A 25,321-nucleotide genomic window follows, 5' to 3' on the forward strand; every position below is an offset into this window, starting at 1 on the left:
TCTTCGTCTTGCGCCGCCTGTCGATCTGGTTTAACCTTGCGCGCTTTCCCGGAGAGGTGTCCGAGCGGTTGAAGGAGCACGCCTGGAAAGTGTGTATACGTTAAAAGCGTATCAAGGGTTCGAATCCCTTCCTCTCCGCCACTTTCCAAATCTTTCTGCATTAAGGAAGCTCTGAATAAGTTCAGAGATTCCGCGGCACAGGAATGTGCCGCCATTTTCCAACGACGATAAGTCGTTGGAAAATGAAGCGAATCGAAAATCGCATTTTTCGATTCGCGTGGGCTGAGAAGTCCAGGATGGACTTATTCAGACCTTCCTTTAAGTGCGCTGGTTTGTGCACGATTCCCCAGAGTTCAATGGCGGACCGTGCCGGTCCCCTCGCGACGACAAGCTGTGAACCCGGTCAGGCCCGGAAGGGAGCAGCCGTAACAGTGGACTCGGGTGCCGGGGTGTGGCTGGTACGGGACGCCACCCTTCATAGCCTCCAGCCGTTGCCTTCCGTCGTCAGCTGATCGGGTATACTGCCTGCTTTGTCGGCCACTATCCGGCCGCACCGTATCCGAGAGCCGCCCGTCCGTGAGTTATCAGGTCTTGGCCCGCAAATGGCGTCCGCGTTCCTTCCCCGAGATGGTGGGGCAGGAGCATGTGCTGCGCGCCCTGATCAATGCCCTCGACAACGACCGTCTGCACCATGCCTTCCTGTTCACCGGCACCCGCGGCGTGGGCAAGACCACTATCGCCCGTATCCTGGCCAAGTCGCTCAACTGCGAACAGGGCATGTCGTCGCACCCCTGCGGCACCTGCAGTGCCTGCCGCGAGATCGACGAGGGGCGCTTCGTCGACCTCATCGAGGTGGACGCGGCCTCCCGCACCAAGGTGGAAGACACGCGCGAGATCCTCGACAACGTGCAATACGCCCCCAGCCGCGGCCGCTACAAGGTGTACCTCATCGACGAGGTGCACATGCTGTCCAACCACAGCTTCAATGCCCTGTTGAAGACGCTGGAAGAGCCGCCGCCGCACGTCAAGTTCCTGCTTGCCACTACCGATCCACAGAAGCTGCCGGTGACGATTCTGTCGCGCTGCCTGCAATTCAACCTCAAGCGCCTGCCACTGGAGCAGATTCGTGATCATTTGCAGCACATCCTGGGCAGCGAGGGGATCAGCGCCGAGGCGGCGGCGGTGAACGAGATCGCCCGTGCCGCCGACGGCAGTATGCGTGATGCCTTGAGCCTGCTGGACCAGGCCATTGCCCACGGCGGCGGGACGCTGGAGGCGGTGGGGGTGCGCGCCATGCTCGGCACCATCGATCGCACCCGGGTCATCGCCCTGTTGCGTGCCCTGGCCTCAGGCGACGCTGGCATACTGCTGGCCGAGGCGGCAATGCTGGCGGAACTGTCGCCGGACTATGGCGGTGTGTTGAATGAACTGAACAGTGCTCTGACCCGCATCGCCCTGGTGCAGGCGGTGCCGGATGCGCTGGGCGAGGAGGTGGAGCAGCGCGAGGCCCTGGCCGAGCTGGCGCAGCGCATCAGCCCAGAAGACGTGCAACTCTATTACCAGATTGGACTTACCGGCAGGCGCGACCTGCCGCTGGCGCCGGAGCCGCGCGGTGGCTTTGAGATGATCCTGCTGCGCATGCTGGCCTTTCGCCCGGCCGGCGGGGCGGGACAGGGCGTGGGCCGGCCGGCGACGGCTGCAGCTGCCGTACCCGTATCTGCCTCTGCGCCCGCCGCAAAACCGGTCGCGGCTGCCACGGTCGCCGCACCGACACCGCCTCCGGTGGTGGCTCCGCCGGCAAGCCAGGCCTCAGAGACGGGACTCAGCTGGAACGAACTGGCGGCAAGCCTGCCGCTGGGCGGTCTGGCGCGTCAGTTGGCGCTCAACTGTGCGCTGTTGCGCCACGATGGCGATGTGGTTGAGTTGGCGCTGGAACCCGGCCAGCGCGCCCTGCACAACAAAAAGTGGGAAGACGTTTTGGCCAAGGCGCTGTCCGACCATCTGGGGCGTCCGATCCGTCTGACCATCCAGTTGGGCGGGGGCCGCGGCGAAACGCCGATGGCGGCGCAGCAACGCCGTGATCAGGAGCGCCAGGCCGAGGCGCTGGCCTCGATCGAGAGCGATGCCAACGTGCAGTCCATTCTGGAACGTTTCGGTGGCCGTATCGAACCTGGTTCGGTGCGGCCGCTGGAGTGACACAACGAATTTTTCACCGTAAACCCGTTGAGGAAAGAAAGACGATGAAAGGCGGATTGGGCAATCTCATGCGCCAGGCGCAGAAGATGCAGGCCGATATGCAGCGCATGCAGGAAGAGCTGGCCAATATGGAAGTCACCGGTCAGTCCGGCGGCGGCATGGTGTCGGTGGTGATGAATGGCCGTCACGACGTGAAGCGCGTCAGTATCGACCCCAGCCTGATGCAGGACGACAAGGAGATGCTGGAGGATCTGATCGCAGCGGCGGTGAATGACGCCGTGCGCCAGATCGAGAAGACCAGCCAGGAACGCATGGCCGGTGTGACTGCCGGTATGAATCTGCCCGGCGGCATGAAGCTACCGTTCTAAATAGGCATGTCGCATAGCCCATTGATTGGGCGTCTCATCGAGGCGCTGCGTTGTCTGCCGGGCGTGGGCCCCAAGTCGGCGCAGCGCATGGCCTATCACCTGTTGGAACGCAACCGTGAGGGAGCGCGCCGTTTGGCGGAGGCGCTGGTCGAAGCGGTGGAAAAGGTGGGCCATTGTCGTGACTGCCGCACCCTAACCGAGGCCGAGGTATGTCCGGTGTGCAGCAGCCCGCGCCGCGATCGATCCCTGTTGTGTATCGTGGAGTCGCCCACCGACGTACAGGCCCTGGAGCAATCCACCGGCTATCAAGGACTGTATTTCGTGCTGCTCGGCCACCTGTCACCGCTGGACGGTATTGGTCCGGATGATATCGGCCTGGATCGTCTGGCCGCGCGTCTCGACGCTGGCGAGGTAAAGGAGGTGATCCTGGCCACCAACCCCACCGTGGAGGGGGAGGCCACCGCTCACTATATCGGCGAGATGGTGCACAGTCGCGGTATCCGCGCCACGCGCATCGCCCACGGTGTGCCGCTGGGGGGGGAACTGGAGTACGTCGATGGCGGCACGCTGTCGCATGCCTTCCACGGGCGGCGGGAAGTATAAAAAGCTTCGAGTCCGAAGTTCCGCAAAGCCGCAGCAACTATCCTGTCGAAGCTACTCTTTTTCCCCCGACACCATCTCCATCGCCTTGGCTGCCAACAGGCCCAGCTGCTTGAAGCGATGATAGGCGTGGGGGTCCAGCGCGCAGTCCATGCTGTGGCGATCCGCATAAAACAAGCCCACCGGCCGTTCCTTTACAAAGACCGACAATACGAAAAAGCTGTTGCCGCCGATGATGCGCTGGAACGGTTTGGGCACGATGGGCCAGAACTTGAGCCGATTGGTGTCGTTGATCCACAACGCTTGCGGTTTCTCCATCAGACGGGTGAACAGATGGGCGCCGTTCAGCTCGATGAGGAAGCGCTTGAACACCGGGTCGTTGTCGGCGCCGGCAATGGCGCGGGCGCGTAACTGGTGGCGCTCCTGGGTGAGCAGGGAGAAGACCACGCGGTTGAGTCCAATGCCATCGTGCATGCCGTCCATGGTGAGCGATAGAATCTTTTGCAGGGTGAGGTTGCCTGCCTTCATTCCATTCTGTAGTTCCTGCAACGAGCGACGCAGGATGTGCAACTGCGGCGCCAGACAAAAGGCTGCCGTCGCTTCCGCTGGCAACTCCCCGGCCTGGGGGCGGGGAGTGCCTTGGTCTTCTTCCGCAGGTGGCGGTGCCGGTTTCCAGCCTGGCGCAGCCTCGGGATGTGATGGATGGAGCAACAAGGTGGCGGCCGGGGCGCTGGCATAGCAGTCGGCCAGATGCGCCGCCTCTGCCGCGTAGCGGTGGGTCTGGGCAGCGGCATAGCCGAAGTCATGCCCCAGGTATTCGGCAATATGCTCCAACACCGAGGTTGTGGCGGCACGGTACCAGCCCTGGGCGGCAGCACGCGCCAGCTGCACCGCCAGCATGATGCCGTAGACACGCGGCTGGTGCGCACTTTCCGACTTGAGACTGTCCTGCAGCAAGGTGGGCAGTCCCCAGCGCCGTGCCAGCATCAGGGTCAGGTGGTCGAGGCCGAAGCCGAGCACGACATATTGTGCCTCCTCTGGCTCCATCTGCTGCTGGGTGGTGAGTTCCTCGATTTGGGTCATTTTTGCCGGCGCGTACAACCACAGCAGAATCTCGCCCAGGTGGTGCAGCAGGGCTGGCAGAAAGACCTCGTCCGGCTCCAGATCCTTGCGCAGGCGCGCCAGCTCGCGCGCCTGCCAGGCGGCATGGTAGCTGCGTGCCATCAGGCGCAGTGCCTGCTCCCGCCCGACGGGGTCGCCGGCGCGTTGTATGAGGGGGATCGCTTTTGGGAGGGTGCGTAGCTGGGTCATGCCCAGCATCATCATGGCATGTTCCACCGTGGTGACTTCGGTGCGCAGCCGTTTCTGGCTGCCGTTGTTGACCCGGCGCAGCAAGGCGACGCACAGGCCCGGGTCCTTTTCCACCACCCGGGCCAGGTTCCACATGTTCACATTGTCGTCTGCGCTGAGGCGCGCCAGTTCCGCCACCGTCTGCGGCAGGGCCGGCAAAACGGCATGCTGGAGCTTGTCGGCCCAGGCATTCAGGGTGTTGTGCATCACGGCTCCTTATGCCGCACTTCGTGCCATGGCGGGAGTGTGCCTTTTGCGCCCGCAAGGGGCAAGGTATTGCACCGTGTCCGGTGGCGAATTATCGCAGTGGCGCGGGGTGTTTTCGGTACCCGGTGCTGGTAAACTGCCGGCACCACACGTATCCCATGAGGGGATGCGGCCGTTCCCGGTCCCGATCCATGCCGGATAAAGGGCCGGGCGCTTCTGCCGATAACCCCGAAGTCACTCATGTAACAGATTAGTTTAAGGACGGACCACGGATGAAGCTGCTTATCGGCCTTCTGATCGTCACCATCTGCGTGTTCGGTGGTTTTGTGCTTTCCGGTGGCCAACTGCTCGCCCTGTACCACCCGCCAGAACTCATCATCATCGGCGGTGGCGCCCTGGGTGCCTTTGTGGTCGCCAATCCGCCGCAAGTGATCAAGGCCGTGCTGAAGGGGCTGCCCAAGCTGTTCGGCGGCGCGAAATACAACAAGCAGTCCTACATGGATCTGCTCGCGTTGATGTACGACCTGTTTGCCAAGGCGCGCAAGGAAGGCCTGATGGCGCTGGAGAACGACATCGAAGAACCGCAGCAGAGTGAAATCTTCAAGAAGTACCCCAAGGTGCTTGCTGACCATCACGCGCTGGACTTCATCACCGATTACATGCGCCTGATGGTGGGCGGCAGCATGAACCCCTTCGAGTTGGAAAACCTGATGGATCTGGAACTGGAGATTCATCATCACGAGGCCATGCTCCCCGGAGAGTCCGTTACCACCATGTCTGATGGTCTGCCGGGCTTTGGTATCGTGGCGGCGGTCATGGGCGTGGTCATTACCATGGCCTCGGTGGGCGAGCCGCCGGAGGTGCTGGGTATGAAGATCGCTGCGGCCCTGGTGGGTACCTTCCTCGGTATTCTGCTGGCCTACGGTTTTGTCGGCCCCATGGCGACTGCACTCAAGCACCGCGCCGAAGAGGAGGGCAAGTTCCTCGGCTGCATCAAGGTGTGCATCATGGCCACACTGAACGGCTACACGCCGCAGATCGCCGTCGAGTTCGGCCGCAAGGCATTGCCCTCCACCGTGCGCCCCGGCTTTGTTGAGCTGGAAGAGCACGTCAAGAAAAAATAAGCGCGCAGCCGGTGGCTCATGGCGTTGGAAGATAAAAAGCAGCCGATCGTCGTCAAGAAGATCAAGAAGGGCGGCCATGGTCACCATGGCGGCGCCTGGAAGGTGGCCTATGCCGACTTCGTGACGGCAATGATGGCCTTCTTCCTGCTGATGTGGCTGCTGGGTTCCACTACTCAGGAAGAGCGCGCCGCCATCGCCGACTATTTCCAGAACCCCTCTGCCATTCAGGGGCCGGGGGGCGCTTCCACCTCGATGATCAAGCTGGGTGGTGCGCTGGAAGTGCCGCGTGGCGAGGGTGAGCCGCTGCGGGAGACACCGCGCGATACATCCAAGCCCACGCCGGAAGAGATCGCCGAGATCATCGAGGACAAGGCGCGCCTCGATGAGTTGATGCAAAAGTTGAAGGAACAGATTGAGGCCAGTTCCACCCTGAAGGATTTCAAGGATCAGCTGCTGCTGGATATCACCAGCGAAGGGCTGCGCATCCAGATCGTGGATCGCGAGAACAGGCCGATGTTCGATCTGGGCAGTACGCAGTTGAAGTCCTATACCCGCGCCATCCTTCGCGAGCTGACCCGCACCATCAATGAAGTGCCCAACCACGTCAGCCTCACCGGACACACCGATGCCACGCCCTTCAGTCGTGAGCGCACTGACTACAGTAACTGGGAGCTGTCTGCCGATCGCGCCAATGCGGCGCGGCGCGAGATGGCCAGCGCCGGCATGCCGGAGCGCAAATTTGGTCGTGTCGTGGGCTTGGCCGACTCGGTGATGTTCGACAAGGAAAACCGTTTCAATCCGGTGAATCGCCGTATCAGTATCGTGGTGCTGAACAAGGCCACTGAACGTGCCATTGGCCTCACTGATGAGGCACCGGTCGTTGCACCGCCGCCGGTGGTGGCGCCGCCGCTTCCCGCCGCTCCCGTCGTCACTCCCGCCATCACGCCGCGCCCGGCACCGGCCCGCGCCAACGGCAATAGCGTGGAAAGTGCCATCGAAGGCGTTCTCGGCCCGGCCCCGGGCCGCTAAAGACCACCACGAAGGCGCAAAGAACGCCCAGCCAAAGAATGGCTGGACGTTTTGCGCCTCTGCGATGAAATTACCTGCCTTCCGTTTCCACCATGCGATGGAAACTGGCCAGCCGCTCGGCGCTGATGGCGCCCTCGGCGACGGCCTGACGCAGGGCGCAGCCCGGTTCATGGCGGTGGCTGCAATCACGAAAACGGCAGTTGCCGAGGTAGGGGCGAAATTCAATGAAGCCGCGCGCGAGTGCAGCGGGCTCCATGTGCCACAGGCTGAATTCGCGCACGCCCGGTGAGTCGATGATGGCGCCTCCGCCAGGGAGGGCATAGTAGCGTGCGGAACTGGTGGTGTGGCGGCCAAGGCCGCTGCGCTCGCCGAGGGCGCCGACCTTGGCGTCCTGCAGCGGCAGCAACGCATTGACCAGGGAGGATTTGCCCACGCCCGATTGGCCGACGAATACGCTGCTCTTGTCGCGGATGGTGGCGGTGATCTCGTCGAGGCCGTGGCGCGCCACGGTACTGGCGTGGATTACGCGATAGCCGATGCGCTGGTAGCACTCCAGGTCATGTGCGATGTGCGCCTGCTCTTCGTCGTCGCTGATCAGGTCTACCTTGTTGAATACGATGAGAGGAGTGACGCCGGTAGTTTCGGCGGCCACCAGATACTGGTCGATGAGGTCGGTGCTGTAGGCAGGGCGAGGCGCGGCGACCACCAGTATTTGATCGATATTTGCCGCCAATGGGCGCAGCGCACCCAATGCATCGGGGCGGGCCAGCAGGGTGCGGCGTGGCTGCAGCGCCACCACCACGCCGGTCTGTTCCTGGCCGATGTCCTGCCAGATGACCTGATCGCCTGGCACCAGTATTTCCAGATTCTGCCGCAGGCGGCAGCGGTGCAAGGTGCCGTCCGCGCTCTCCACTTCCACGGTTGCGCCGTAATTGGCGATGACCAGCCCTTCCTGTTCCGGCCCCAGTTGGTCTCCGTCGAGCTGTTCCAGATCGACGGCCTTGCGCTGGGCACGTTGGCGGCGCTCTTCCTGAATCCTTTCGATACGCCAGGCCTGTTGCTGCGTCAGCTTGCGTTTGCTCATCGGCGCGCGGGCCGGGGGGAGATGATCATGAATGGTCGTCCAGCATGTCGATACGGGCGGCACAGATGAAGTCATTGAGGGACAGTCCCCCAACGGCGTGGGTACTCCAGGCAACCAGGCAGCGATTGTAGCCCACCTGCAGATCGGGGTGGTGATCCTGTTGATGCGCCACCCAGGCCACGGCGTTGACGAAGGCCATGGTGGCGTAAAAGTCGCGGAAGCGGAATTCCCGGCGCAGTGCGGCAGGGGCGTCGGCCAGTGCCCACTGCGGCAGCTGCGGCAGCAATTCCGCGATGGCGGCCTGGTCGAGGGCGGGAGTGCCGCGGGCGACCGGTCGACAGTGCTGGGTCGCAAGGACGGTAGGCATGGTGGTCACCTCGTGAGATGGGCGATGCGCACCGGCGCAGGCGGATGCGTATCGTAAAAGGCCGAGTACAGTGGATCGGGGGTGAGGGTGCTGGCGTTGCCCTGATACAGTTTGACCAGCGCCTGGATCAGATGCGCGGCACTGCTCTGCTGCGCAGCGAAATCATCGGCCTCGAATTCGTGCCGGCGCATCCGCCAGGCAAGCAGGGGCTGGAGGAAGAAGGTGAACACCGGTGCCACCAGGAGAAACAATAGCAATGCCATGGGCAAGGACGGCTGGCTGACGCCCAGGCCATGGTAGAACCAGGGGGCCTCGGCCAGGCCCCCGAGGATGGCCAGCCCCGCCAGGCTGAACAGGGCGCTGGTCACCATGCGGCGGCGTACATGGTGGTGGTGGAAGTGTCCTAGCTCATGGGCCAGCACGGCCTCGATTTGGTGTTCGTCCAGACTGTTCAACAGGGTATCGAAAAATACGATGCGCTTGTGGCGGCCGAGGCCGGTGAAGTAGGCATTGCCGTGGGCTGAGCGGCGCGAACCATCCATGACAAACACGCCGGCGGCGGTAAAACCGCAACGCTGCAATAGTTGCTCGATGCGTGCGCGCAGCGCGGCACTCTGCAAGGGCTCGAATTTGTTGAATAGCGGTGCAATAAAGGCGGGGTAGGCCCACAGCAGCAGCAGTCCGAAGCCCAGCCACACCAACCAGGCATACAGCCACCACAGTGTGCCGGCTTCCGCCATCAGCCACAGCACCACGGCGGCGAGCGGACCGCCCAGTAGCACCAGCAGCAGCGCCTGTTTGAGCAGGTCGGTGATGAACAGCGCAGGAGTGCTGCGGTTGAACCCGAAGCGTTGTTCCAGGTGGAAGGTGCGGTACCAGGAAAAAGGCAGGTCCAGCAGCCCCATCAGCATCAATGCGCTGAGCAGGAGTCCCACGCCGCCCGCCAGGGCCGGCAGCTCCGCCATGCGCCACAGCCGATCGAGCAGCTCCAGACCTCCGCCCAGTGTCCAGAGCAGAAGAATGCCTGCGCCATAGAGCAGTTCCCAACGGCTGAGCTGGGTACGGGCCAGGGTATAGGCGGCGGCGCGCTGGTGGTCGGCCAGGGAAATGGCCGCGGCAAAGGCTGGCGGCACGGTGCCTCGGTGGGCCGCGACATGGTGCATCTGGCGCCGCGCCAGCCACCACTGCACGCCAACCATCAGGCTCAGGGCGGCGAGAAACAGCAGGGAAAATTCATTCATGACGACGTTCCATTGGGCGGCGGGCGGGAGGTTGGCTTCTGATAGAATAGCCCGCAACCTGACTCATACGGAGCTTGCCGCATCCATGGCCGCCAATCCCGACAACCTCATCTGGATCGATCTCGAAATGACCGGGCTGGATCCGCTGGCCGACCGCATCATCGAAATCGCCACCATTGTTACCGACAGCCAGCTCAACATACTCGCCGAAGGCCCGGTGCTGGCGGTGCACCAGCCGGCTGCGGTGCTGGACGGCATGGACGAGTGGAACACCCGTACACACACTGCTTCCGGGCTGGTGGCGCGGGTACGTGCCAGCACGCAGGACGAGGCGGCGGCGGCCCGCGCCACCATCGAATTTCTGCAAGCCTATGTGCCGGCGGGCAAATCCCCCATGTGCGGCAACAGCATTTGCCAGGATCGGCGCTTCCTGGCGCGCTGGATGCCGGAGTTGGAGGCCTTCTTCCATTACCGCAACCTGGATGTCAGCACGGTGAAGGAACTGACGCGGCGTTGGTACCCCGATGTGGCGGCCGGCCTGCAGAAGAAGGGGGTGCATCTGGCGCTGGATGACATCCGCGAGTCCATCGCCGAGTTGCAGTACTACCGGGAGAAGCTGTTCCGCTAGTTATAGATGTCAATTTTCCGTCGCTGCCGTCGCAGCAGCGGCATGCGTTCCGTCTTGGATTGTAACGCATTGAAATTCAAGGGCATTATTATTTCCTTTGACGCTGGCATGTAGCTTGCTTGAGTCGGCTCAACGCAGTGGGGGACGAGGCTATGGCGAACAAAGAAGAACTGGATCTCGACGTACAACAGAAGCCGGCAGGCAAGAAGCATTTGATCCTGTACATCATCATCGCAGTGCTGGTGCTGGCCCTGGTCGGCGGCGGTGCAGCCTTTTTTCTCCTCAAGGGAGACGCAGACAGCGCCGGGGAGGCGGGTAGCAAGGACAGCAAGCCTGCAGCGGTCAAACCGGCCCATTATCTGGCGCTGGACAAGCTGGTAGTCAATTTTGGCCCGGGGTCTCCGGTGCGTTTCCTGCAGGTCAATCTGCAGGTGATGAGCCATGACCCGGTGGCGCTGAAGGCGATGGAGACCCATATGCCGGCCATCCGCAACGATATTCTGCTGTTGCTGGGTGGACAGAAGTACGAGGAGGTCAACACGCCGGAGGGTATGGAACGGTTGCGCGGCGCCATTCTGGAAAAGGTGCAGAACATCCTCGACACCTATGAGAAGGGGCGCAAGGTCGAGGCCGTCTATTACACCGAGTTTGTGATGCAGTAAACGCCCATGGCCATTAACGACCTGTTGTCGCAAGATGAAATCGATGCCCTGTTGCACGGGGTGTCGGGCGGCGATATCGAGACCGAGACCGACGAGGGCCTGGCGGAGGGCGAGGCACGGACCTACGACTTTGCCAGTGAGGAGCGCATCGTTCGCGGTCGCATGCCGACCCTGGAGATGATTAACGAGCGTTTCTCGCGCCACTTCCGCATCAGCCTGTTCAACATGTTGCGCCGTTCAGCGGAAATTTCCGTTGGTGGCGTGGAGATGATGAAGTTTTCTGAATACGTGCACACCCTGTACGTACCCACCAGCCTGAACATGATCAAGATCCGGCCGCTGCGCGGTACCGCCTTGCTGGTGCTGGACCCCAAGCTGGTGTTCATCGTGGTGGACAACTTTTTCGGTGGTGATGGCCGCTATCACGCCAAGATCGAAGGCCGTGAGTTTACGCCCACCGAGCAGCGCGTGATTCAGATGCTGCTCAATCTGGCCTTCAAGGATTTGCGCGAGGCCTGGGCGCCGGTGATGGATGTCGACTTCGAGTACATCAACTCCGAGGTCAATCCCCAGTTTGCCAATATCGTCAGCCCCACTGAGGTAGTGGTGGCCTCCAAATTCCACATTGAACTGGAAGGCGGTGGTGGCGATCTGCACGTGACCATGCCCTATTCGATGCTGGAGCCGATTCGCGAAATGCTCGATGCCGGCGTGCAGAGCGATCGTACCGATACCGATGAGCGCTGGATGGTGGCGCTGCGCGAGGAGATTCGCACCGCCGAGGTGGAGCTGGAAAGTGGCCTGACCGAGGTGGAGTTGACCCTGCGTGACATCATGCATATGAAGCCTGGTGACATCATTCCCATCGAAATGCCGGAGCTGGTGACGTTGCGCGCCGAGGGTATCCCGGTGTTTCGCGGCACGCTGGGAGTCGCCAACGACAATATGGCGATCAAGATCGTCAAACAGGTAGAGCGTCCCGGCAAGGGACGCAGCGAGAGTGGACGGAGTAAATCATGAACGACACGACGGATAAAGACAGTGACGTGATGGATGAGTGGGCTGCGGCGATGGCCGAGGCGGGTGTTGAAGAGGAACCGCCTGCTGCCAAGGCCGATGTCAAAAAGGCTCCCTTGCAGGATCTGCACGATGAACATCGTCCGCCGGCATCGGACGAAGTGAATCTGGATGTGATCCTCGATGTGCCGGTGACCATCTCGCTGGAGATCGGTCGCACCAAGATCAGCATTCGCAATCTGCTGCAGCTCAACCAGGGGTCGGTGGTGGAACTGGACCGTCTGGCGGGTGAGCCGCTGGATGTGATGGTGAACGGTACGCTCATCGCCCACGGTGAAGTGGTGGTGGTCAACGAGAAATATGGTATCCGCCTGACCGATGTGATCAGTCCGGTGGAGCGGGTGAAAAAGCTGAAATGAGGACGGGCCGCCTGATGCTGGTGTGGTTGTCGGCAGCGTTGTGGACGTTGCCGGTGTGGGGCGCGGATGTCGGCCGGCCGGCGCCGGCTCCGGCGGAGCCGGTAGGGGCGGCCAGCCTGTTGCAGGTCGTACTGGCCTTGATGCTGGTGCTGGGGTTGATTGTTGGCATGGCCTGGCTGATGCGGCGCATGGGTGGTCTTACCCAGGTGGGTGGCGGCGTGGTGCGCGTGCTGGGCGGCGTGCCAGTGGGACAGCGTGAGCGTGTGGTACTGATTCAGGTGGGCGGCAAGCAGTTGTTGCTCGGAGTGGCGCCCGGACGGGTGCAGACCCTGCATGTCCTGGACGAACCGATCAGTGTGAATGTCGTGGCAGGCGCTGGTGAGAGTTTTGCCGAGCGCTTGACCACCGCATTGAAAAAGAGTGGCCGCTCATGAGTTGGCAACGTGTAGTGTTCGTTCTGTTCATCGCGTTGTTGCCGCTGGGTGCCTGGGCACAGACCGGCCTGGAGGCAGTGACGGTTACCACCAACCCCAATGGCGGTCAGACCTACAGCCTGAGCATTCAGGTACTGTTGTTGATGACCGCGCTGACCTTCCTGCCGGCGGCAGTGATGATGATGACGGCCTTTACCCGCATCATCATCGTGCTGGCGATCCTGCGCCAGGCGGTGGGCCTGATGCAGGCGCCCTCCGGTCAGGTGCTTATCGGTCTGGCACTGTTCCTCACATTTTTCATCATGGCGCCGGTATTTGATCGCATCCATAGCGAGGCATTCCAGCCGTATATGGATAACAAGATCAATTTCCAGGAAGGCCTGCAGAAGGCCAGCGTGCCCTTGCGCGGCTTCATGCTGGCACAGACGCGGGAAAGCGATATCCAGTTGTTCGGCCGCCTGTCGGGCAGTGAGGGGTATGCCTCGCCTGATGATGTGCCGCTGTCGGTGGTCGTGCCAGCCTTCGTCACCAGTGAACTGAAAACGGCCTTCCAGATCGGTTTCCTGCTGTTCATACCTTTCCTGATCATCGATTTGGTGGTGGCCAGCGTGCTGATGTCCATGGGTATGATGATGTTGTCGCCGATGATCATCTCGCTGCCATTCAAGCTGATGCTGTTCGTGTTGGTTGACGGCTGGGCCATGGTGGTCGGTACGCTGGCGGCCAGTTTCTACGTCTGACGGTGACTGCGCATGAGTCCCGAATCGGTACTGACGGTTTTTCAGCAGGCACTGGAAGTGATGACGGTGCTGATCCTGGTGCTGCTGATTCCGGCGCTGGTGGTGGGTCTGCTGGTGGCCATGTTTCAGGCCGCAACGCAAATCAATGAAATGACCCTGAGTTTCATCCCCAAGATTCTGGTCACTCTGGCGGTGTTGATGATCGCCGGGCCGTGGATGTTGCAGCTGCTTATCGACTATACGCGGCGGCTGGTCGACAGCATCCCATCACTGCTGGGCTAGCCGCTAGCCATGCATCTGAGCGGCGCCGAAATCGCAGCATGGATCGGCAGCTATCTGTGGCCGCTGTTCCGTATCGGCGCCATGATTGTGGCCATGCCGATCTTCGGCTCCATTCTGATCCCGGTGCGGGTGCGCCTGATGCTTGCGTTGGCGGTGACCTCCATCGTGGCGCCAGTGCTGCCGGCCAGCCCGACGGTGGATCCGCTCAGCCTGGAGGCGGTATTTATCGCACTGCAACAAATCATCATCGGTGTTGCCATGGGGTTTTCCATGCAACTGGTATTTAACGCCGTCACCACCGGCGGGCAGATCATTGCCATGCAGATGGGGCTTGGCTTTGCGTCGATGGTGGACCCGCAGAACGGCATGCAGGTGCCGGTGCTGTCGCAGCTCTATCTGCTGCTGGTGACGCTGTTGTTTCTCGGCTTCAACGGCCATTTGATAATGATCGAACTGGTGGCAGAGAGCTTCATCGCTTTGCCGGTGGCGGCGGATGGCCTGACGCGCAACGGTTTCTGGTTGCTGGCAGGCTGGGGCAGCCAGATGTTTGCCGGCGCGCTGTGGCTGGCGCTGCCGGCGGTGGCCTCGCTGCTGGTGGTGAACATCGCTTTTGGCGTGATGGCGCGCGCCGCGCCGCAGCTGAATATTTTTGCCATCGGTTTTCCGGTTGCCCTGATGATGGGCTTTGTGGTGATTCTGTTCACCCTGCCTGCCGTGGTTCCACAGTTCGAGTCGTTGGTTAGCGACGGTTTCGGACTTATCGTACGTTTGCTGTCCCGGGAGTAATCCATGGCAGAGAGCGACGGCCAGGAACGTACAGAGCAGGCAACGCCCAAACGCCAACAGGAGGCGCGCGAAAAGGGCCAGGTGCCGCGCTCGCGTGAATTGGGCACGGTGGCGGCGTTGATGGCCGCCGCCACGGCCTTGATTTTCATGGGCGAATCTCTCACCCGCGCCATGGCTGCGCAGATGCAGCGTGGTCTGAACCTGAGCAGGGAGCAGGTGTTCGATACGACGGCATTGCCGGCGCGATTTGTGGATGCGGTGATTGCGGCCCTGTGGACCTTCATGCCGTTTTTTGTATTGATGTTGGTGGTGGCCATCGCGGCGTCGGCCGTGCTCGGTGGCTGGGCGTTTACCGCCATCAGCTTCAAATGGGAAAAACTCGATCCCATCAAGGGTATGGGGCGGGTATTTGCCTGGCGTGGCCTGGTGGAGATGCTCAAGGGGATGGCCAAGTTCCTGCTAGTGGCAATGACCGCGCTGCTGATCCTCAAACTGATGGGGGAGCAGTTCCTCGGCCTCGGGCGTGAATCCTTGCCGCAGGGACTGGCCCATGTGGGCAACCTGCTGTCGTGGATCTTTCTGCTGTTGAGTGCGACCCTGCTGATCGTGGCTTTTATCGACGTGCCGTTCCAGTTGTGGGATCACCAGCGCCAGTTGCGCATGACCAAGCAGGAAGTGCGTGACGAGTACAAGCAGACCGAGGGCAGCCCGGAAGTGAAGGGCCGGATCCGTCGCATGCAGATGGAGATCGCGCAGCGGCGCATGATGGCGGAAGTGCCCAAGGCGGATGTGGTTGTGACCAACCCGACCCATTACGCGGTGGCGCTGCGCTACGACCAGGCGCGCGGCGATGCGCCGGTGGTAGTGGCCAAGGGCAGCGACCTGATCGCGCTGAAGATCCGTACCGTGGCGCAGGAAAACGATGTGCCGGTACTGGAGGCGCCGCCATTGGCGCGCGCGCTGTACCACAGTACAGAGCTGGAGCAGCCGATCCCGGTCGGCCTGTATCGTGCGGTGGCCATGGTGCTGGCCTATGTCTATCACCTGCGCCAAGGCCCGCTGTACAGCCGTGAGGGCGTGGTGACCATGCCCGACTTGCCGATCCCGGATGATCTGCGGCGCGATGAATGACGAGCAAGGTTTCTGACTAGGTACTGACAATGGCTCAATTTGGCGGAGTTCTACACACCACACGCATGTTGCTGGCCTCCGGCCTCGGCGCGCCGATCATCGTGCTCATTCTGCTGTCGATGGTGGTGCTGCCGCTACCGCCGTTCCTGCTCGATATCTTCTTCACCTTCAATATCGCGCTGTCGCTGATCATCCTGCTGGTGACGGTGTACGCATTGCGCCCGCTGGACTTTGCGGTGTTTCCCACCGTGCTGCTCATCGCTACGCTGTTGCGCCTGGCGCTCAATGTGGCCTCCACCCGCGTGGTGCTGCTGGAGGGCCACACCGGTACCGGCGCCGCCGGCCAGGTGATCCAGTCCTTCGGTGAATTCGTGGTGGGCGGTAATTACGCGGTAGGTCTGGTGGTGTTCGTGATCCTGGTGATCATCAACTTTGCCGTGGTCACCAAGGGCGCCGGCCGTATATCGGAAGTAAGCGCCCGTTTTACCCTGGATGCCATGCCCGGCAAGCAGATGGCCATCGACGCTGACCTCAATGCCGGTCTGATCGATGCCGACACGGCGCGCACCCGCCGCGAGGAGATTGCACGCGAGGCGGATTTCTACGGCTCCATGGACGGTGCCAGCAAGTTCGTGCGCGGCGATGCCGTGGCCGGCATCCTGATTACCATCATCAACATCATCGGCGGCCTCACCATTGGCGTCGCCCAGCACGGTATGCCCTTTGGTGACGCGGCACAGGTGTATGCCTTGCTGACCATTGGTGACGGCCTGGTGGCACAGATTCCTTCGCTGGTGTTGTCCACCGCCGCCGGCATCATCATTACCCGCGTCTCTGCCTCGCGTGATATGGGCGAGATGGTGGTAGCCCAGGTGTTCTCCAATCCGCGCGTGCTGGCGGTGACCGCCAGTGTGCTGCTGTTGCTGGGTCTGATCCCCGGCATGCCCAATCTGCCGTTCCTGTTGCTGGCTTCGATCATAGGCGGTGGTGCGTGGTGGCTGTTCCGTAAGCAGAAGGCCGAGGCCATCGCCAGGGCTGCGCCGCCACCGGCTGCCGCGCCGGCCGCCGAACCGAGCACGGAGCTGAAGGAACTGACCTGGGATGACGTGCCCCTGGTGGATCCCATCGGTCTGGAGGTGGGCTATCGCCTGATCCCGCTGGTGGACAAGACCCAGGGCGGGCAGTTGATGGCGCGCATCAAGGGCGTACGCAAGAAACTGTCGCAGGAGCTGGGTTTTCTGGTGCCGGCGGTACATATCCGCGACAACCTGGACCTGTCCCCTACGGCCTACCGTGTCACCCTGCTGGGTGTGACGGTGGGGGAGGCGGAGATCTATCCCGATCGCGAGATGGCCATCAACCCCGGCCAGGTCTATGGCCAGCTCACCGGCATCAAGACCACCGACCCGGCCTTCGGTCTGGAGGCCGTGTGGATCGAGCCGGGCCGGCGCGAGGAGGCACAGGGCCTGGGTTACACGGTGGTTGATCCCAACACGGTGGTGGCCACCCACCTGAGCCAACTGTTGCAAAGTCATGCCCACGAGCTGCTGGGCCACGAAGAAGTGCAGCACCTGCTGGGCCAGTTGGGTAAGGGCGCGCCGAAGCTGGTGGAAGATCTGGTGCCCAAGCAGTTGCCCATGTCGGTGGTGGTGAAGGTGCTGCAGAACCTGCTGGCCGAGGGCATACCCATCCGCGATATGCGCAGCATCGCCGAAACGCTGGCCGAGAACGCTCCCCGCACCCAGGATGCCGGGATTTTGACGAGCGCGGTACGTGTGGCCCTCGGCAGGATGATAGTCCAGAAAATCAATGGGTTGGCGAGCGAGTTGCCGGTGATTACGCTGGCGCCAGAGTTGGAACAGATATTGCTAAAGAGTATTCGAGCGTCAGATGAAGGGGGCGCGGGCATCGAGCCGGGGCTGGCGGAACGTATCCACCGCGGCCTGGCCCAGAGCAGCCAGAAGCAGGAAATGGCCGGGCAGCCGGCGGTCCTGCTGGTTTCAGCCCCCTTGCGCGATCTGCTGGCGCGGTTTGTACGGCACACGATACCGGGCATGCATGTCCTCGCCTATAACGAGGTACCGGACAGCAAGCAGTTGCGGATCGTGGCGACGGTGGGTAATCAGGCAGGCTAGCCGCGAGCGGTCGGCCTGTACGAGGGTCGATGGGATGAAAATCAAACGCTACTTTGCCGCCGACATGCGCCAGGCCATCCGCCTGGTGCGCGAGGAACAGGGACCGGACGCGGTCATACTCTCCAACCGCAAGGTCAACGGCGGGGTCGAGATTGTGGCGGCGGTGGATTACGACGAGGCGCTGGTGCGCAAGATGGCGGGGGAAGAGTCTCGCCCGGCTGCGGCGCCGCAGCCTCGACCCAGCGTGGAACCTGCCGCAATGCCTCCCAATGCACCGTTTGCCCATGCGGTGGCTGAGGCCCTGCAACGCAAGGCGCCGGCCATGCCCATGGCGGAGCCCGTCCCGGCTAAGCCGTCCGCGGCCGCGGTGCACAAGATTGAGTGGAGCCAGGACCCGGCCCTGCTCGGCATGCGGGAGGAGATCAAGACGCTGCGCGGCATGCTGGAGAGCCAGCTCACCGGTATGGCCTGGCGCGATCAGGCCATGCGCCATCCGGCCCGCGCCAAGCTGATGCAGCGGTTGCTGCAACTGGGGTTGGCGCCGGCACTGTGTCGCCAATTGGCCGACCAGGTGTCCTACGCGCAGGATCACGAACATCACTGGCGCCACGCCCTGGGCCTGCTGGCGCGTCAGGTGCAGGTCACCGAGGACGATATCCTGACCCGCGGCGGCGTGGTGGCCCTGGTTGGGCCTACCGGCGTGGGCAAGACCACTACCGTCGCCAAGCTGGCCGCCCGTTTCATCCTGCGCCATGGTCCCAACCGCGTGGCCCTGGTGACCACCGACAGTTTCCGTATCGGCGCCCATCAGCAGTTGCGTACCTACGGCCGCCTGCTCGGCGTGCCGGTGCATGAAGCCAACGACGCCGCCGAATTGCGCACCCTGCTCGATACCCTGCGTGACAAGCAGCTGGTGCTCATCGATACCGCCGGTGTTAGCCAGCGTGACATGCGCCTGACCGAGCAACTGGGCCTGCTGCGTCAGGGGGCGCCGCGGGTGAAGAACTATCTGGTATTGTCGGCCACGGCCCAGCGCGCGGCGCTGGACGAAACCGTGCGCACCTTCCGTCATATGGACCTGGCCGGTTGCGTCATCACCAAGCTGGACGAGGCGGCCAGCCTGGGCGAGGTGCTGTCGGCGGTGGTGCAGCAGAAGCTGCCGGTGGCCTATGTCAGCGACGGTCAGCGGGTGCCTGAGGACCTGCACCAGGCGCGGGCCAACAAGCTGGTCAGCGGCAGTGTGGCATTGATGCAGAACCACAACAGTGAAGTGCCGGGGGAAGAAATCCTGGCCGAGGCCTTCGGCCGCAGGGTGAGCTAACGCGATGGCAGACAATGCAAACGATCAGGCGGCTGGCCTGCGCCGTATGAACAAGCCCAAACCGGTGCGCGTGCTGGCGGTGGCCAGCGGCAAGGGCGGTGTGGGCAAGACCAACGTCTCGGTCAACCTGGCCGTGGCGCTGGCGCATATGGGGCGCAAGGTGCTGGTGTTCGACGCCGACCTCGGTCTGGCCAATGTGGACGTGATGCTGGGTCTGCAACCCACGTACAACCTGTCCCACGTACTGTCCGGCGAACGCAGTCTGGAGGAAATCCTGGTCGAGGGTCCGGCCGGTGTGCGCATCATCCCGGCCTCGTCCGGTATCCAGCGCATGGCCGAGCTTACCCCGGCGGAACATGCGGGAATGATCCGCGCCTTCAGCGAATTGTCTTCGGATGTGGACGTGCTGCTGGTGGATACCGCAGCCGGCATCTCCGACAGCGTGGTCAGCTTCAGCAAGGCGGCGCAGGAGGTGATCGTGGTGGTGTGTGATGAGCCTGCCTCCATCACCGACGCCTATGCCCTGATCAAGCTGCTCAACAAGGAACATAACGTGCGCCGCTTCCGGGTGTTGGCCAACATGGCCCACAGCCCGCAGGAGGGACGCGAATTGTTTGCCAAGATCGTCAAGGTGACCGATCGTTTCCTGGAGGACGTGGTGCTCGATTTCATGGGCAGCGTCCCCTACGACGAATATCTGCGCAAGGCGGTGCAGAAGCAGCGCCCGGTGGTGGAGGCCTACCCGCGCAGCAAGGCGGCGCAGGCCTTTACCGGTCTGGCGAAGAAGGCGGACAGCTGGCCGATGCCGACTGCCGCCGGCGGTTACCTGGAGTTCTTCGTCGAGCGTCTGGTGCGCAGCGACACCGCAGACTGGGGGATGTGGCCATGAACCGGAGGAAGCAGCCATGAACGGCCTGGCGGCTTATGCCATCGAACGCGAAACCACCTGGTCCGATGACCTGGTGGAGCAGTATGCGCCGCTGGTCAAGCGCATCGCCTACCACCTGCTGGGGCGGCTACCGGAGCATATCCAGGTCGACGACCTGATCCAGGCGGGCATGATCGGCCTGCTGGAGGCCGCGCGCAACTACCGCACTGGCCAGGGCGCCAGCTTTGAGACCTATGCCGGCATCCGCATCCGGGGCGCCATGCTGGATGAGGTGCGGCGCACTGACTGGACACCGCGCTCGGTTCATCGCAAGGCGCGCGAAATGGGGGAGGTGATGCGTGCCATCGAGCACCGCGAGGGGCGCGAAGCCACCGAACAGGAGGTTATCGCCGCCCTCGGCATCGACAGCGAGGAATATCATCAGATACTTCTGGACTCCAGCAGCCACCGCCTGCTCAGCCTGGATGACATGGCCACCGGCCATGACGAATCGATCCTGGAGCGACTGGCCGACGAGGGGCCGGGCGTCGAGGATGGGTTGCAGGCAAGAGAGTTGCAAAGCCGTCTGGCCACCGCCATAGACGAGCTACCGGAGCGGGAACGGCTGGTGATGTCCCTGTATTACGATGAGGAGCTGAATCTCAAGGAGATCGGCGCCGTGCTGGGGGTGAGCGAGTCCCGGGTCTGCCAGATCCACAGTCGTGCCCTGCTGCGTCTGCGTACTGCCCTGGCCGAGGGTGGGCGCAATTTATGAATTGTTCGGGTTAAGATAGGCAAAATACTAATTAGCCGGGCGGATTCCGGTCGAACGGCCGGAAGTACAGGTCAGGAGGTTGTCTTGAACAAAAACATAAAGATTCTCATTGTGGATGACTTCTCCACGATGCGGCGCATCATCAAGAATCTGCTACGCGACCTTGGCTTTACCAATACGGCGGAAGCCGATGATGGTCTGACGGCCCTGCCCATGCTGCAATCGGGCAATTTTGAACTTCTGGTGACTGATTGGAACATGCCCGGCATGCAAGGCATCGACCTGCTCAGGGCGGTGCGGGCTGATCCCAAGCTGGCTACCCTGCCGGTGCTGATGGTCACGGCCGAACAGAAAAAGGAACAGATCATCGAAGCGGCCAAGGCTGGCGTGAACGGCTATATCGTCAAGCCGTTTACGGCACAGACCCTCAAGGAGAAACTGGAGAAGATCTTCGAGCGCATCGAAGCCAGCCAGTAAACCCTTGGCCGCCCGGCGGCGTCAGCAGTAGAGGATGACCCAGATAATGAATAATGAAACCGGCCCCCTGAGCGCAGAATACATCGATCGGGTGCGTACCCTGGCCCAGACCATCGACGCAGGCGATACTGCGGAAGCGACGCGGCTGCTCGACGAACTCACCACTCTGCGCGAGAAGACTCTGTTTCAGGAGCTGGGCCGTCTGACCCGTGAGTTCCACGAAGCCTTGCAGAGCTTCCGTCTTGATTCCCGTATTGCCTCCCTGGCGGCACAGGATTTTCCTGATGCGCGTGAACGCCTCAATTACGTGGTCAGCATGACCGCGCAGTCCGCCAATCGCACCATGACAGCCGTGGAAGAATCGATGCCCATTTGCGAATCAATGGAAGAACGGGCTACCGCGCTGAAGCAGGAGTGGGGCCGTTTTACCCAGCGCAAGATGAGTCCGGATGAATTTCGCGATCTGAGCCGCCGTCTGGGCGAGTTTCTCGATGGCGTCAACACGGATGCCCCACGCCTGCGCGCCAATCTGCAGGAAGTGCTGATGGCGCAGGATTTCCAGGACCTGACCGGACAGATCATCCACCGCGTGGTGCAACTGGTGGACGAGGTAGAAAGTAATTTGGTGGAGCTGATCCGTATCTCTGGTCAGGGCATGGTGGCTGAACGTCAGGAGGACAAGAAAGAGGACCGTATCGCCGCCAGTGGCCCACCGGTGCCGGGCGTGGATACCGGCACGGTCACCGGCCAGGACGAAGTGGACGATCTGTTGTCCAGCCTAGGCTTTTAACGGAGCACGCAGATGGCACTGAACGCGGATGATGAGATCCTGCAGGACTTCATGGTCGAAGCCGGCGAGATCCTGGAGCAGCTCAACGAGCAACTGGTGGAGCTGGAGCGCAGCCCGGACGATCACGACCTGCTCAATGCCGTGTTTCGCGGCTTTCACACCATCAAGGGGGGCGCAGGGTTCCTCGGTCTGAACAACATGGTGGATGTCTGCCACCGTTCGGAGGATGTGTTCAACCTGTTGCGCAATGGTCAGAAGCAGGTGACGCCGCAGCTGATGGACACCGTGCTGCCGGTGCTCGACGTACTCAATGCCCAGTTCGACCAACTGCGCTCTGCAGTGGAGCCCGATCCTGCCCCGGCAGAACTGTTGCGGGGATTGGAGGCGCTGGCCCATGGTGAGGAGCCGCCCGCGGCGGCTGCGGCTCCCGCGCCCGCACCCGTGGCGCCACCGGTTCCGGTAGTGGCTGCCCCCACTCCCGCGCCTGCCTCCGCCCCGGCAGCGGCAGTGGCCGCACCGACCCCGGTGGCTTCCATGGTGGAAGGGGAGATGGGCGACATTACCGATGAGGAGTTCGAGGCCCTGCTCGACGCCCTGGAAAACCCGGCCGCTGCGCCGTCTGTGGCAGCCGCAGAGACGGCGGCAGCCCCTTCCAGCGACGATATTACCGAGGAGGAGTTCGAGGCCCTGCTGGACCAATTGCACGGCAAGGGCAAGTTCCAAGTTCCTGCGGTCGAGGCACCGGCCGCCGCAGCCCCTGCCGCAGCCAGCGACGAAATCACCGAAGAAGAGTTCGAAAACCTGCTGGATGAACTGCATGGCAAGGGCAAGTTCAAGGCCCCGGCCCCGGCGGCGGCACCTGCGGCCGCGGCGCCGGCGCCCGCGACCTCAATGCCGTCCCCGGCCGCTGCAGCACCGGCCCGCGCCGCTCCCGCTGCCCCGGCGGCAGCTGAACCGGCAGGCGACAAGGCCGCCGCGGCGCAGGCGGAAACCACCGTGCGTGTGGATACCAAGCGCCTGGACGACATCATGAATATGGTCGGTGAGCTGGTGCTGGTGCGCAATCGCATTGCCACCCTGGCCCATGTCAGCGACATCAACCAGGCGCGCGAGGAGATGATCAAGGCAGTGGCCAATCTCGATGTGGTCACCGGTGATCTGCAGACCTCGGTGATGAAGACGCGCATGCAGCCAATCAAGAAGGTGTTCGGTCGTTTCCCGCGCGTGGTGCGCGACCTGGCGCGTAACCTGAAAAAAGAAGTCAATCTGGTGATGCAGGGCGAGGAGACCGACCTGGACAAGAACCTGGTCGAGGCCCTGGCCGATCCCATGGTGCATCTGGTGCGCAACGCGGTGGATCACGGCATCGAGATGCCGGAGGTGCGCGAGAAGGCCGGTAAGCCACGTGTCGGTACCCTGCTGCTCGCCGCCGAGCAGGAGGGCGATCACATCCTGCTGATCATCGATGATGACGGTGCCGGCATGGACCCGGAGGTGTTGCGCCGCAAGGCAGTGGAGAAGGGCATGATGGACGCCGATGCCGCGGCCCGTCTCGATGACAAGGAGGCCTTCAATCTGATCTTCGCCGCCGGCTTCTCGACCAAGACGGAGATCTCCGATGTCTCCGGCCGCGGTGTGGGCATGGATGTGGTGAAGACGCGTATCGCCCAGCTCAACGGTAGCGTCGATATCCATTCCGAGAAGGGCAAGGGCACGCGCCTGTCCATCAAGGTGCCGCTGACCCTGGCCATCATGCCGACGCTGATGATCAAGCTGCGCGAGCAGACTTTTGCCCTGCCGCTGGTAAGTGTCAATGAAATCTTCCATTTGGACCTTACCAAGACCAACGTGGTCGATGGCCAGTTGGTGGTGATGGTGCGCGGCAAGGCTCTGCCACTGTATTACCTGACACGCTGGATGGTGGCAGGCTGCCGTGGTGTGCCCTTGCCGGAAACGGGTCATGTGGTTGTGGTGCATATCGGCACTCAGCTGGTGGGCTTTGTGGTGGACTATCTCATCGGCCAGGAAGAGGTGGTGATCAAGCCCTTGGGCAGCATGCTGCACGGTACGCCCGGCCTGGCCGGCGCCACCATCACCGGCGATGGAAAGATTGCCCTTATTTTGGACGTGCCTGGTTTGATGAAGGCCTATGGTCGGCGCCAGGCGTGATTGTGATCGCGATGAGTTGAGGAGAGTTGTGGATGCCCGTACGGGTCTTGATAGTCGATGATTCCGGGTTCTTCCGTCGCCGCCTGACGGAAATGCTGAACGCCGACCCGCGTCTGGAGGTGGTGGGGACCGCGAATGACGGTGCCCAGGCCGTGGAGCAGACCGCCAAATTGCGCCCCGATGTGATCACCATGGACATCGAAATGCCGGTGATGGACGGCATCGCCGCCACGCGCCGCATCATGACAGCGACGCCGACGCCGATCCTGATGTTCTCCTCGCTCACCACCGACGGTGCCAAGGCGACGCTGGATGCCCTCGATGCCGGGGCGGTGGATTACCTGCCGAAAAAATTCGAAGACATCTCGCGCGATCAGGAGGAGGCCAAGCGCCTGCTGTGTGAGCGCGTGTATTCCATCGGCAGCAATAAGCGGGCGGCGCGTCCCACGCGTCCCGTGACCACCACGCCCGGTACTGCGGCAGCACGTCCGGCGACGGCTCCTGTCGCGGCGGCACGCCCGCTCCCCACTGCCATGCCGGCAGCGCGGCGCGGCCAATATCGCTTGGTGGCCATCGGTACCTCTACCGGCGGGCCGGTGGCGCTGCAACAGGTGCTGACCAAGCTGCCGGGCAATTTCCCCTTGCCGCTGGTGCTGATCCAGCACATGCCCGGCAGCTTTACGCCGGCCTTCGCCCAGCGCCTCAATCAACAGTGCGCTATCGAGGTGCGCGAGGCGCAGGACGGCGATGAACTCAAACCCGGTCTGGCGTTACTGGCGCCGGGCGGCAAGCAGATGGTGCTGGAGCAGCGCGCCGGACGCACCCTGGTGCGTATCACCGAGAGTGACCCGGGACAGAACTACAAACCGTCGGTGGACGTCACCTTTAGCTCGGTGGCGCGCATCTTCCCCGGCCAGGTGCTGGCGGTGGTGCTCACCGGCATGGGGGCCGACGGCCGCGAAGGGGCGCGCCTGCTCAAGCAGGGCGGTTCCAACGTGTGGGCACAGGACGAGGCCAGTTGCGTGGTGTACGGCATGCCGGCCGCGGTAGTGGATGCGGGACTGGCCGACGCTGTGCTGCCGCTGTCCGAAATCGGGACGGCGTTAAGCCAGAGAGTGTGA

General features: G+C 62.6%; 26 protein-coding genes, 1 tRNA gene and 1 other RNA gene. 24 read left to right on the top strand and 4 right to left on the bottom strand.

Going from position 1 to position 25,321, the window contains the following annotated elements:
* Positions 1–50: 50 nt before the first annotated feature.
* The 5 genes from ACMV8A_RS00655 (at position 51) to recR (ending at position 3,167) form a co-directional block, all read left to right on the top strand.
* A tRNA-Ser gene (locus ACMV8A_RS00655) sits at positions 51–141 on the top strand.
* Between the two features lie 226 nt (positions 142–367).
* Positions 368–464: signal recognition particle sRNA small type (gene ffs / locus ACMV8A_RS00660), an RNA gene on the top strand.
* 127 nt (positions 465–591) lie between these two features.
* The gene (gene dnaX, locus ACMV8A_RS00665) at positions 592–2,196 is read left to right on the top strand and encodes a DNA polymerase III subunit gamma/tau (RefSeq protein ID WP_495323791.1); all 1,605 of its coding nucleotides are present in this window, start codon (positions 592–594) and stop codon (positions 2,194–2,196) included.
* Between the two features lie 44 nt (positions 2,197–2,240).
* Positions 2,241–2,564 (top strand): YbaB/EbfC family nucleoid-associated protein, encoded by a 324-nt coding sequence (locus ACMV8A_RS00670; protein ID WP_495323792.1) that lies wholly within the window; start codon positions 2,241–2,243, stop codon positions 2,562–2,564.
* A 6-nt stretch (positions 2,565–2,570) separates the two neighbouring features.
* Complete coding sequence (gene recR / locus ACMV8A_RS00675; protein ID WP_495323793.1) at positions 2,571–3,167, top strand: recombination mediator RecR; 597 nt, start codon at positions 2,571–2,573, stop codon at positions 3,165–3,167.
* Between the two features lie 51 nt (positions 3,168–3,218).
* Here the strand turns inward: recR and ACMV8A_RS00680 are convergent, their stop codons facing one another.
* Positions 3,219–4,721, bottom strand: coding sequence for an HDOD domain-containing protein (locus tag ACMV8A_RS00680; RefSeq protein ID WP_495323794.1), 1,503 nt, complete (start codon positions 4,719–4,721; stop codon positions 3,219–3,221).
* Positions 4,722–4,993: 272 nt separating this feature from the next.
* On the opposite strand from ACMV8A_RS00680, the gene motA reads away from it, so the two are divergent.
* A complete protein-coding gene (gene motA, locus ACMV8A_RS00685; protein WP_495323795.1) occupies positions 4,994–5,845 on the top strand; it encodes a flagellar motor stator protein MotA in 852 nt (283 codons plus the stop codon).
* 18 nt (positions 5,846–5,863) lie between these two features.
* Positions 5,864–6,874, top strand: coding sequence for a flagellar motor protein MotB (gene motB, locus ACMV8A_RS00690; RefSeq protein WP_495323796.1), 1,011 nt, complete (start codon positions 5,864–5,866; stop codon positions 6,872–6,874).
* A 70-nt stretch (positions 6,875–6,944) separates the two neighbouring features.
* On the opposite strand, the gene rsgA is transcribed toward motB, so the two are convergent.
* Genes rsgA through ACMV8A_RS00705 form a run of 3 tightly spaced genes read right to left on the bottom strand, consistent with a single transcriptional unit; the run spans position 6,945 to position 9,566 of the window.
* On the bottom strand, positions 6,945–7,958 hold the full coding sequence (rsgA, locus tag ACMV8A_RS00695; RefSeq protein WP_495323797.1) for a small ribosomal subunit biogenesis GTPase RsgA: 1,014 nt from the start codon (positions 7,956–7,958) through the stop codon (positions 6,945–6,947).
* Positions 7,959–7,983: 25 nt separating this feature from the next.
* A complete protein-coding gene (locus ACMV8A_RS00700) occupies positions 7,984–8,325 on the bottom strand; it encodes a 4a-hydroxytetrahydrobiopterin dehydratase (protein ID WP_495323798.1) in 342 nt (113 codons plus the stop codon).
* Positions 8,326–8,330: 5 nt separating this feature from the next.
* Positions 8,331–9,566, bottom strand: coding sequence for a M48 family metallopeptidase (locus ACMV8A_RS00705; RefSeq protein WP_495323799.1), 1,236 nt, complete (start codon positions 9,564–9,566; stop codon positions 8,331–8,333).
* Positions 9,567–9,651: 85 nt separating this feature from the next.
* Between ACMV8A_RS00705 and orn the strand changes: the two genes are divergently transcribed.
* From orn to ACMV8A_RS00790, 17 genes are all read left to right on the top strand, one after another.
* Positions 9,652–10,194: an oligoribonuclease gene (gene orn / locus ACMV8A_RS00710; protein WP_495323800.1), complete on the top strand. Its 543-nt coding sequence runs from the start codon at positions 9,652–9,654 to the stop codon at positions 10,192–10,194.
* A gap of 152 nt (positions 10,195–10,346) precedes the next feature.
* On the top strand, positions 10,347–10,856 hold the full coding sequence (locus ACMV8A_RS00715) for a flagellar basal body-associated FliL family protein (RefSeq protein ID WP_495323801.1): 510 nt from the start codon (positions 10,347–10,349) through the stop codon (positions 10,854–10,856).
* 6 nt (positions 10,857–10,862) lie between these two features.
* Positions 10,863–11,876, top strand: a complete 1,014-nt coding sequence (gene fliM, locus ACMV8A_RS00720; protein ID WP_495323802.1) for a flagellar motor switch protein FliM — start codon at positions 10,863–10,865, stop codon at positions 11,874–11,876.
* A complete protein-coding gene (fliN, locus tag ACMV8A_RS00725; protein ID WP_495323803.1) occupies positions 11,873–12,292 on the top strand; it encodes a flagellar motor switch protein FliN in 420 nt (139 codons plus the stop codon). The genes fliM and fliN overlap by 4 nt, the downstream gene beginning before the upstream one ends.
* Positions 12,289–12,726 (top strand): flagellar biosynthetic protein FliO, encoded by a 438-nt coding sequence (gene fliO / locus ACMV8A_RS00730; RefSeq protein ID WP_495323804.1) that lies wholly within the window; start codon positions 12,289–12,291, stop codon positions 12,724–12,726. The genes fliN and fliO overlap by 4 nt, the downstream gene beginning before the upstream one ends.
* Positions 12,723–13,466, top strand: a complete 744-nt coding sequence (gene fliP, locus ACMV8A_RS00735) for a flagellar type III secretion system pore protein FliP (RefSeq protein ID WP_495323805.1) — start codon at positions 12,723–12,725, stop codon at positions 13,464–13,466. Before fliO ends, fliP begins: the two co-directional genes overlap by 4 nt.
* A 12-nt stretch (positions 13,467–13,478) precedes the next feature.
* Positions 13,479–13,748, top strand: a complete 270-nt coding sequence (fliQ, locus tag ACMV8A_RS00740) for a flagellar biosynthesis protein FliQ (RefSeq protein ID WP_495323806.1) — start codon at positions 13,479–13,481, stop codon at positions 13,746–13,748.
* A gap of 9 nt (positions 13,749–13,757) precedes the next feature.
* Positions 13,758–14,534, top strand: coding sequence for a flagellar biosynthetic protein FliR (fliR, locus tag ACMV8A_RS00745; protein ID WP_495323807.1), 777 nt, complete (start codon positions 13,758–13,760; stop codon positions 14,532–14,534).
* Between the two features lie 3 nt (positions 14,535–14,537).
* Positions 14,538–15,665 (top strand): flagellar biosynthesis protein FlhB, encoded by a 1,128-nt coding sequence (gene flhB / locus ACMV8A_RS00750; protein WP_495323808.1) that lies wholly within the window; start codon positions 14,538–14,540, stop codon positions 15,663–15,665.
* Positions 15,666–15,694: 29 nt separating this feature from the next.
* Positions 15,695–17,800: a flagellar biosynthesis protein FlhA gene (gene flhA, locus ACMV8A_RS00755; protein WP_495323809.1), complete on the top strand. Its 2,106-nt coding sequence runs from the start codon at positions 15,695–15,697 to the stop codon at positions 17,798–17,800.
* 34 nt (positions 17,801–17,834) lie between these two features.
* A complete protein-coding gene (gene flhF / locus ACMV8A_RS00760; RefSeq protein ID WP_495323810.1) occupies positions 17,835–19,121 on the top strand; it encodes a flagellar biosynthesis GTPase FlhF in 1,287 nt (428 codons plus the stop codon).
* 4 nt (positions 19,122–19,125) lie between these two features.
* Positions 19,126–20,010, top strand: coding sequence for a MinD/ParA family protein (locus ACMV8A_RS00765; protein ID WP_495323811.1), 885 nt, complete (start codon positions 19,126–19,128; stop codon positions 20,008–20,010).
* Between the two features lie 16 nt (positions 20,011–20,026).
* Entirely contained in the window at positions 20,027–20,764 is a 738-nt protein-coding gene (locus tag ACMV8A_RS00770) for an RNA polymerase sigma factor FliA (RefSeq protein WP_495323812.1), read from the top strand.
* A gap of 84 nt (positions 20,765–20,848) precedes the next feature.
* A complete protein-coding gene (cheY, locus tag ACMV8A_RS00775; RefSeq protein WP_495323813.1) occupies positions 20,849–21,241 on the top strand; it encodes a chemotaxis response regulator CheY in 393 nt (130 codons plus the stop codon).
* Positions 21,242–21,287: 46 nt separating this feature from the next.
* Positions 21,288–22,031, top strand: a complete 744-nt coding sequence (locus ACMV8A_RS00780) for a protein phosphatase CheZ (protein WP_495323994.1) — start codon at positions 21,288–21,290, stop codon at positions 22,029–22,031.
* A 12-nt stretch (positions 22,032–22,043) separates the two neighbouring features.
* Complete coding sequence (locus ACMV8A_RS00785; RefSeq protein WP_495323814.1) at positions 22,044–24,200, top strand: chemotaxis protein CheA; 2,157 nt, start codon at positions 22,044–22,046, stop codon at positions 24,198–24,200.
* A 32-nt stretch (positions 24,201–24,232) separates the two neighbouring features.
* Positions 24,233–25,321, top strand: a complete 1,089-nt coding sequence (locus tag ACMV8A_RS00790) for a protein-glutamate methylesterase/protein-glutamine glutaminase (protein WP_495323815.1) — start codon at positions 24,233–24,235, stop codon at positions 25,319–25,321.

The organism is Sulfurivermis sp. (assembly GCF_059410345.1).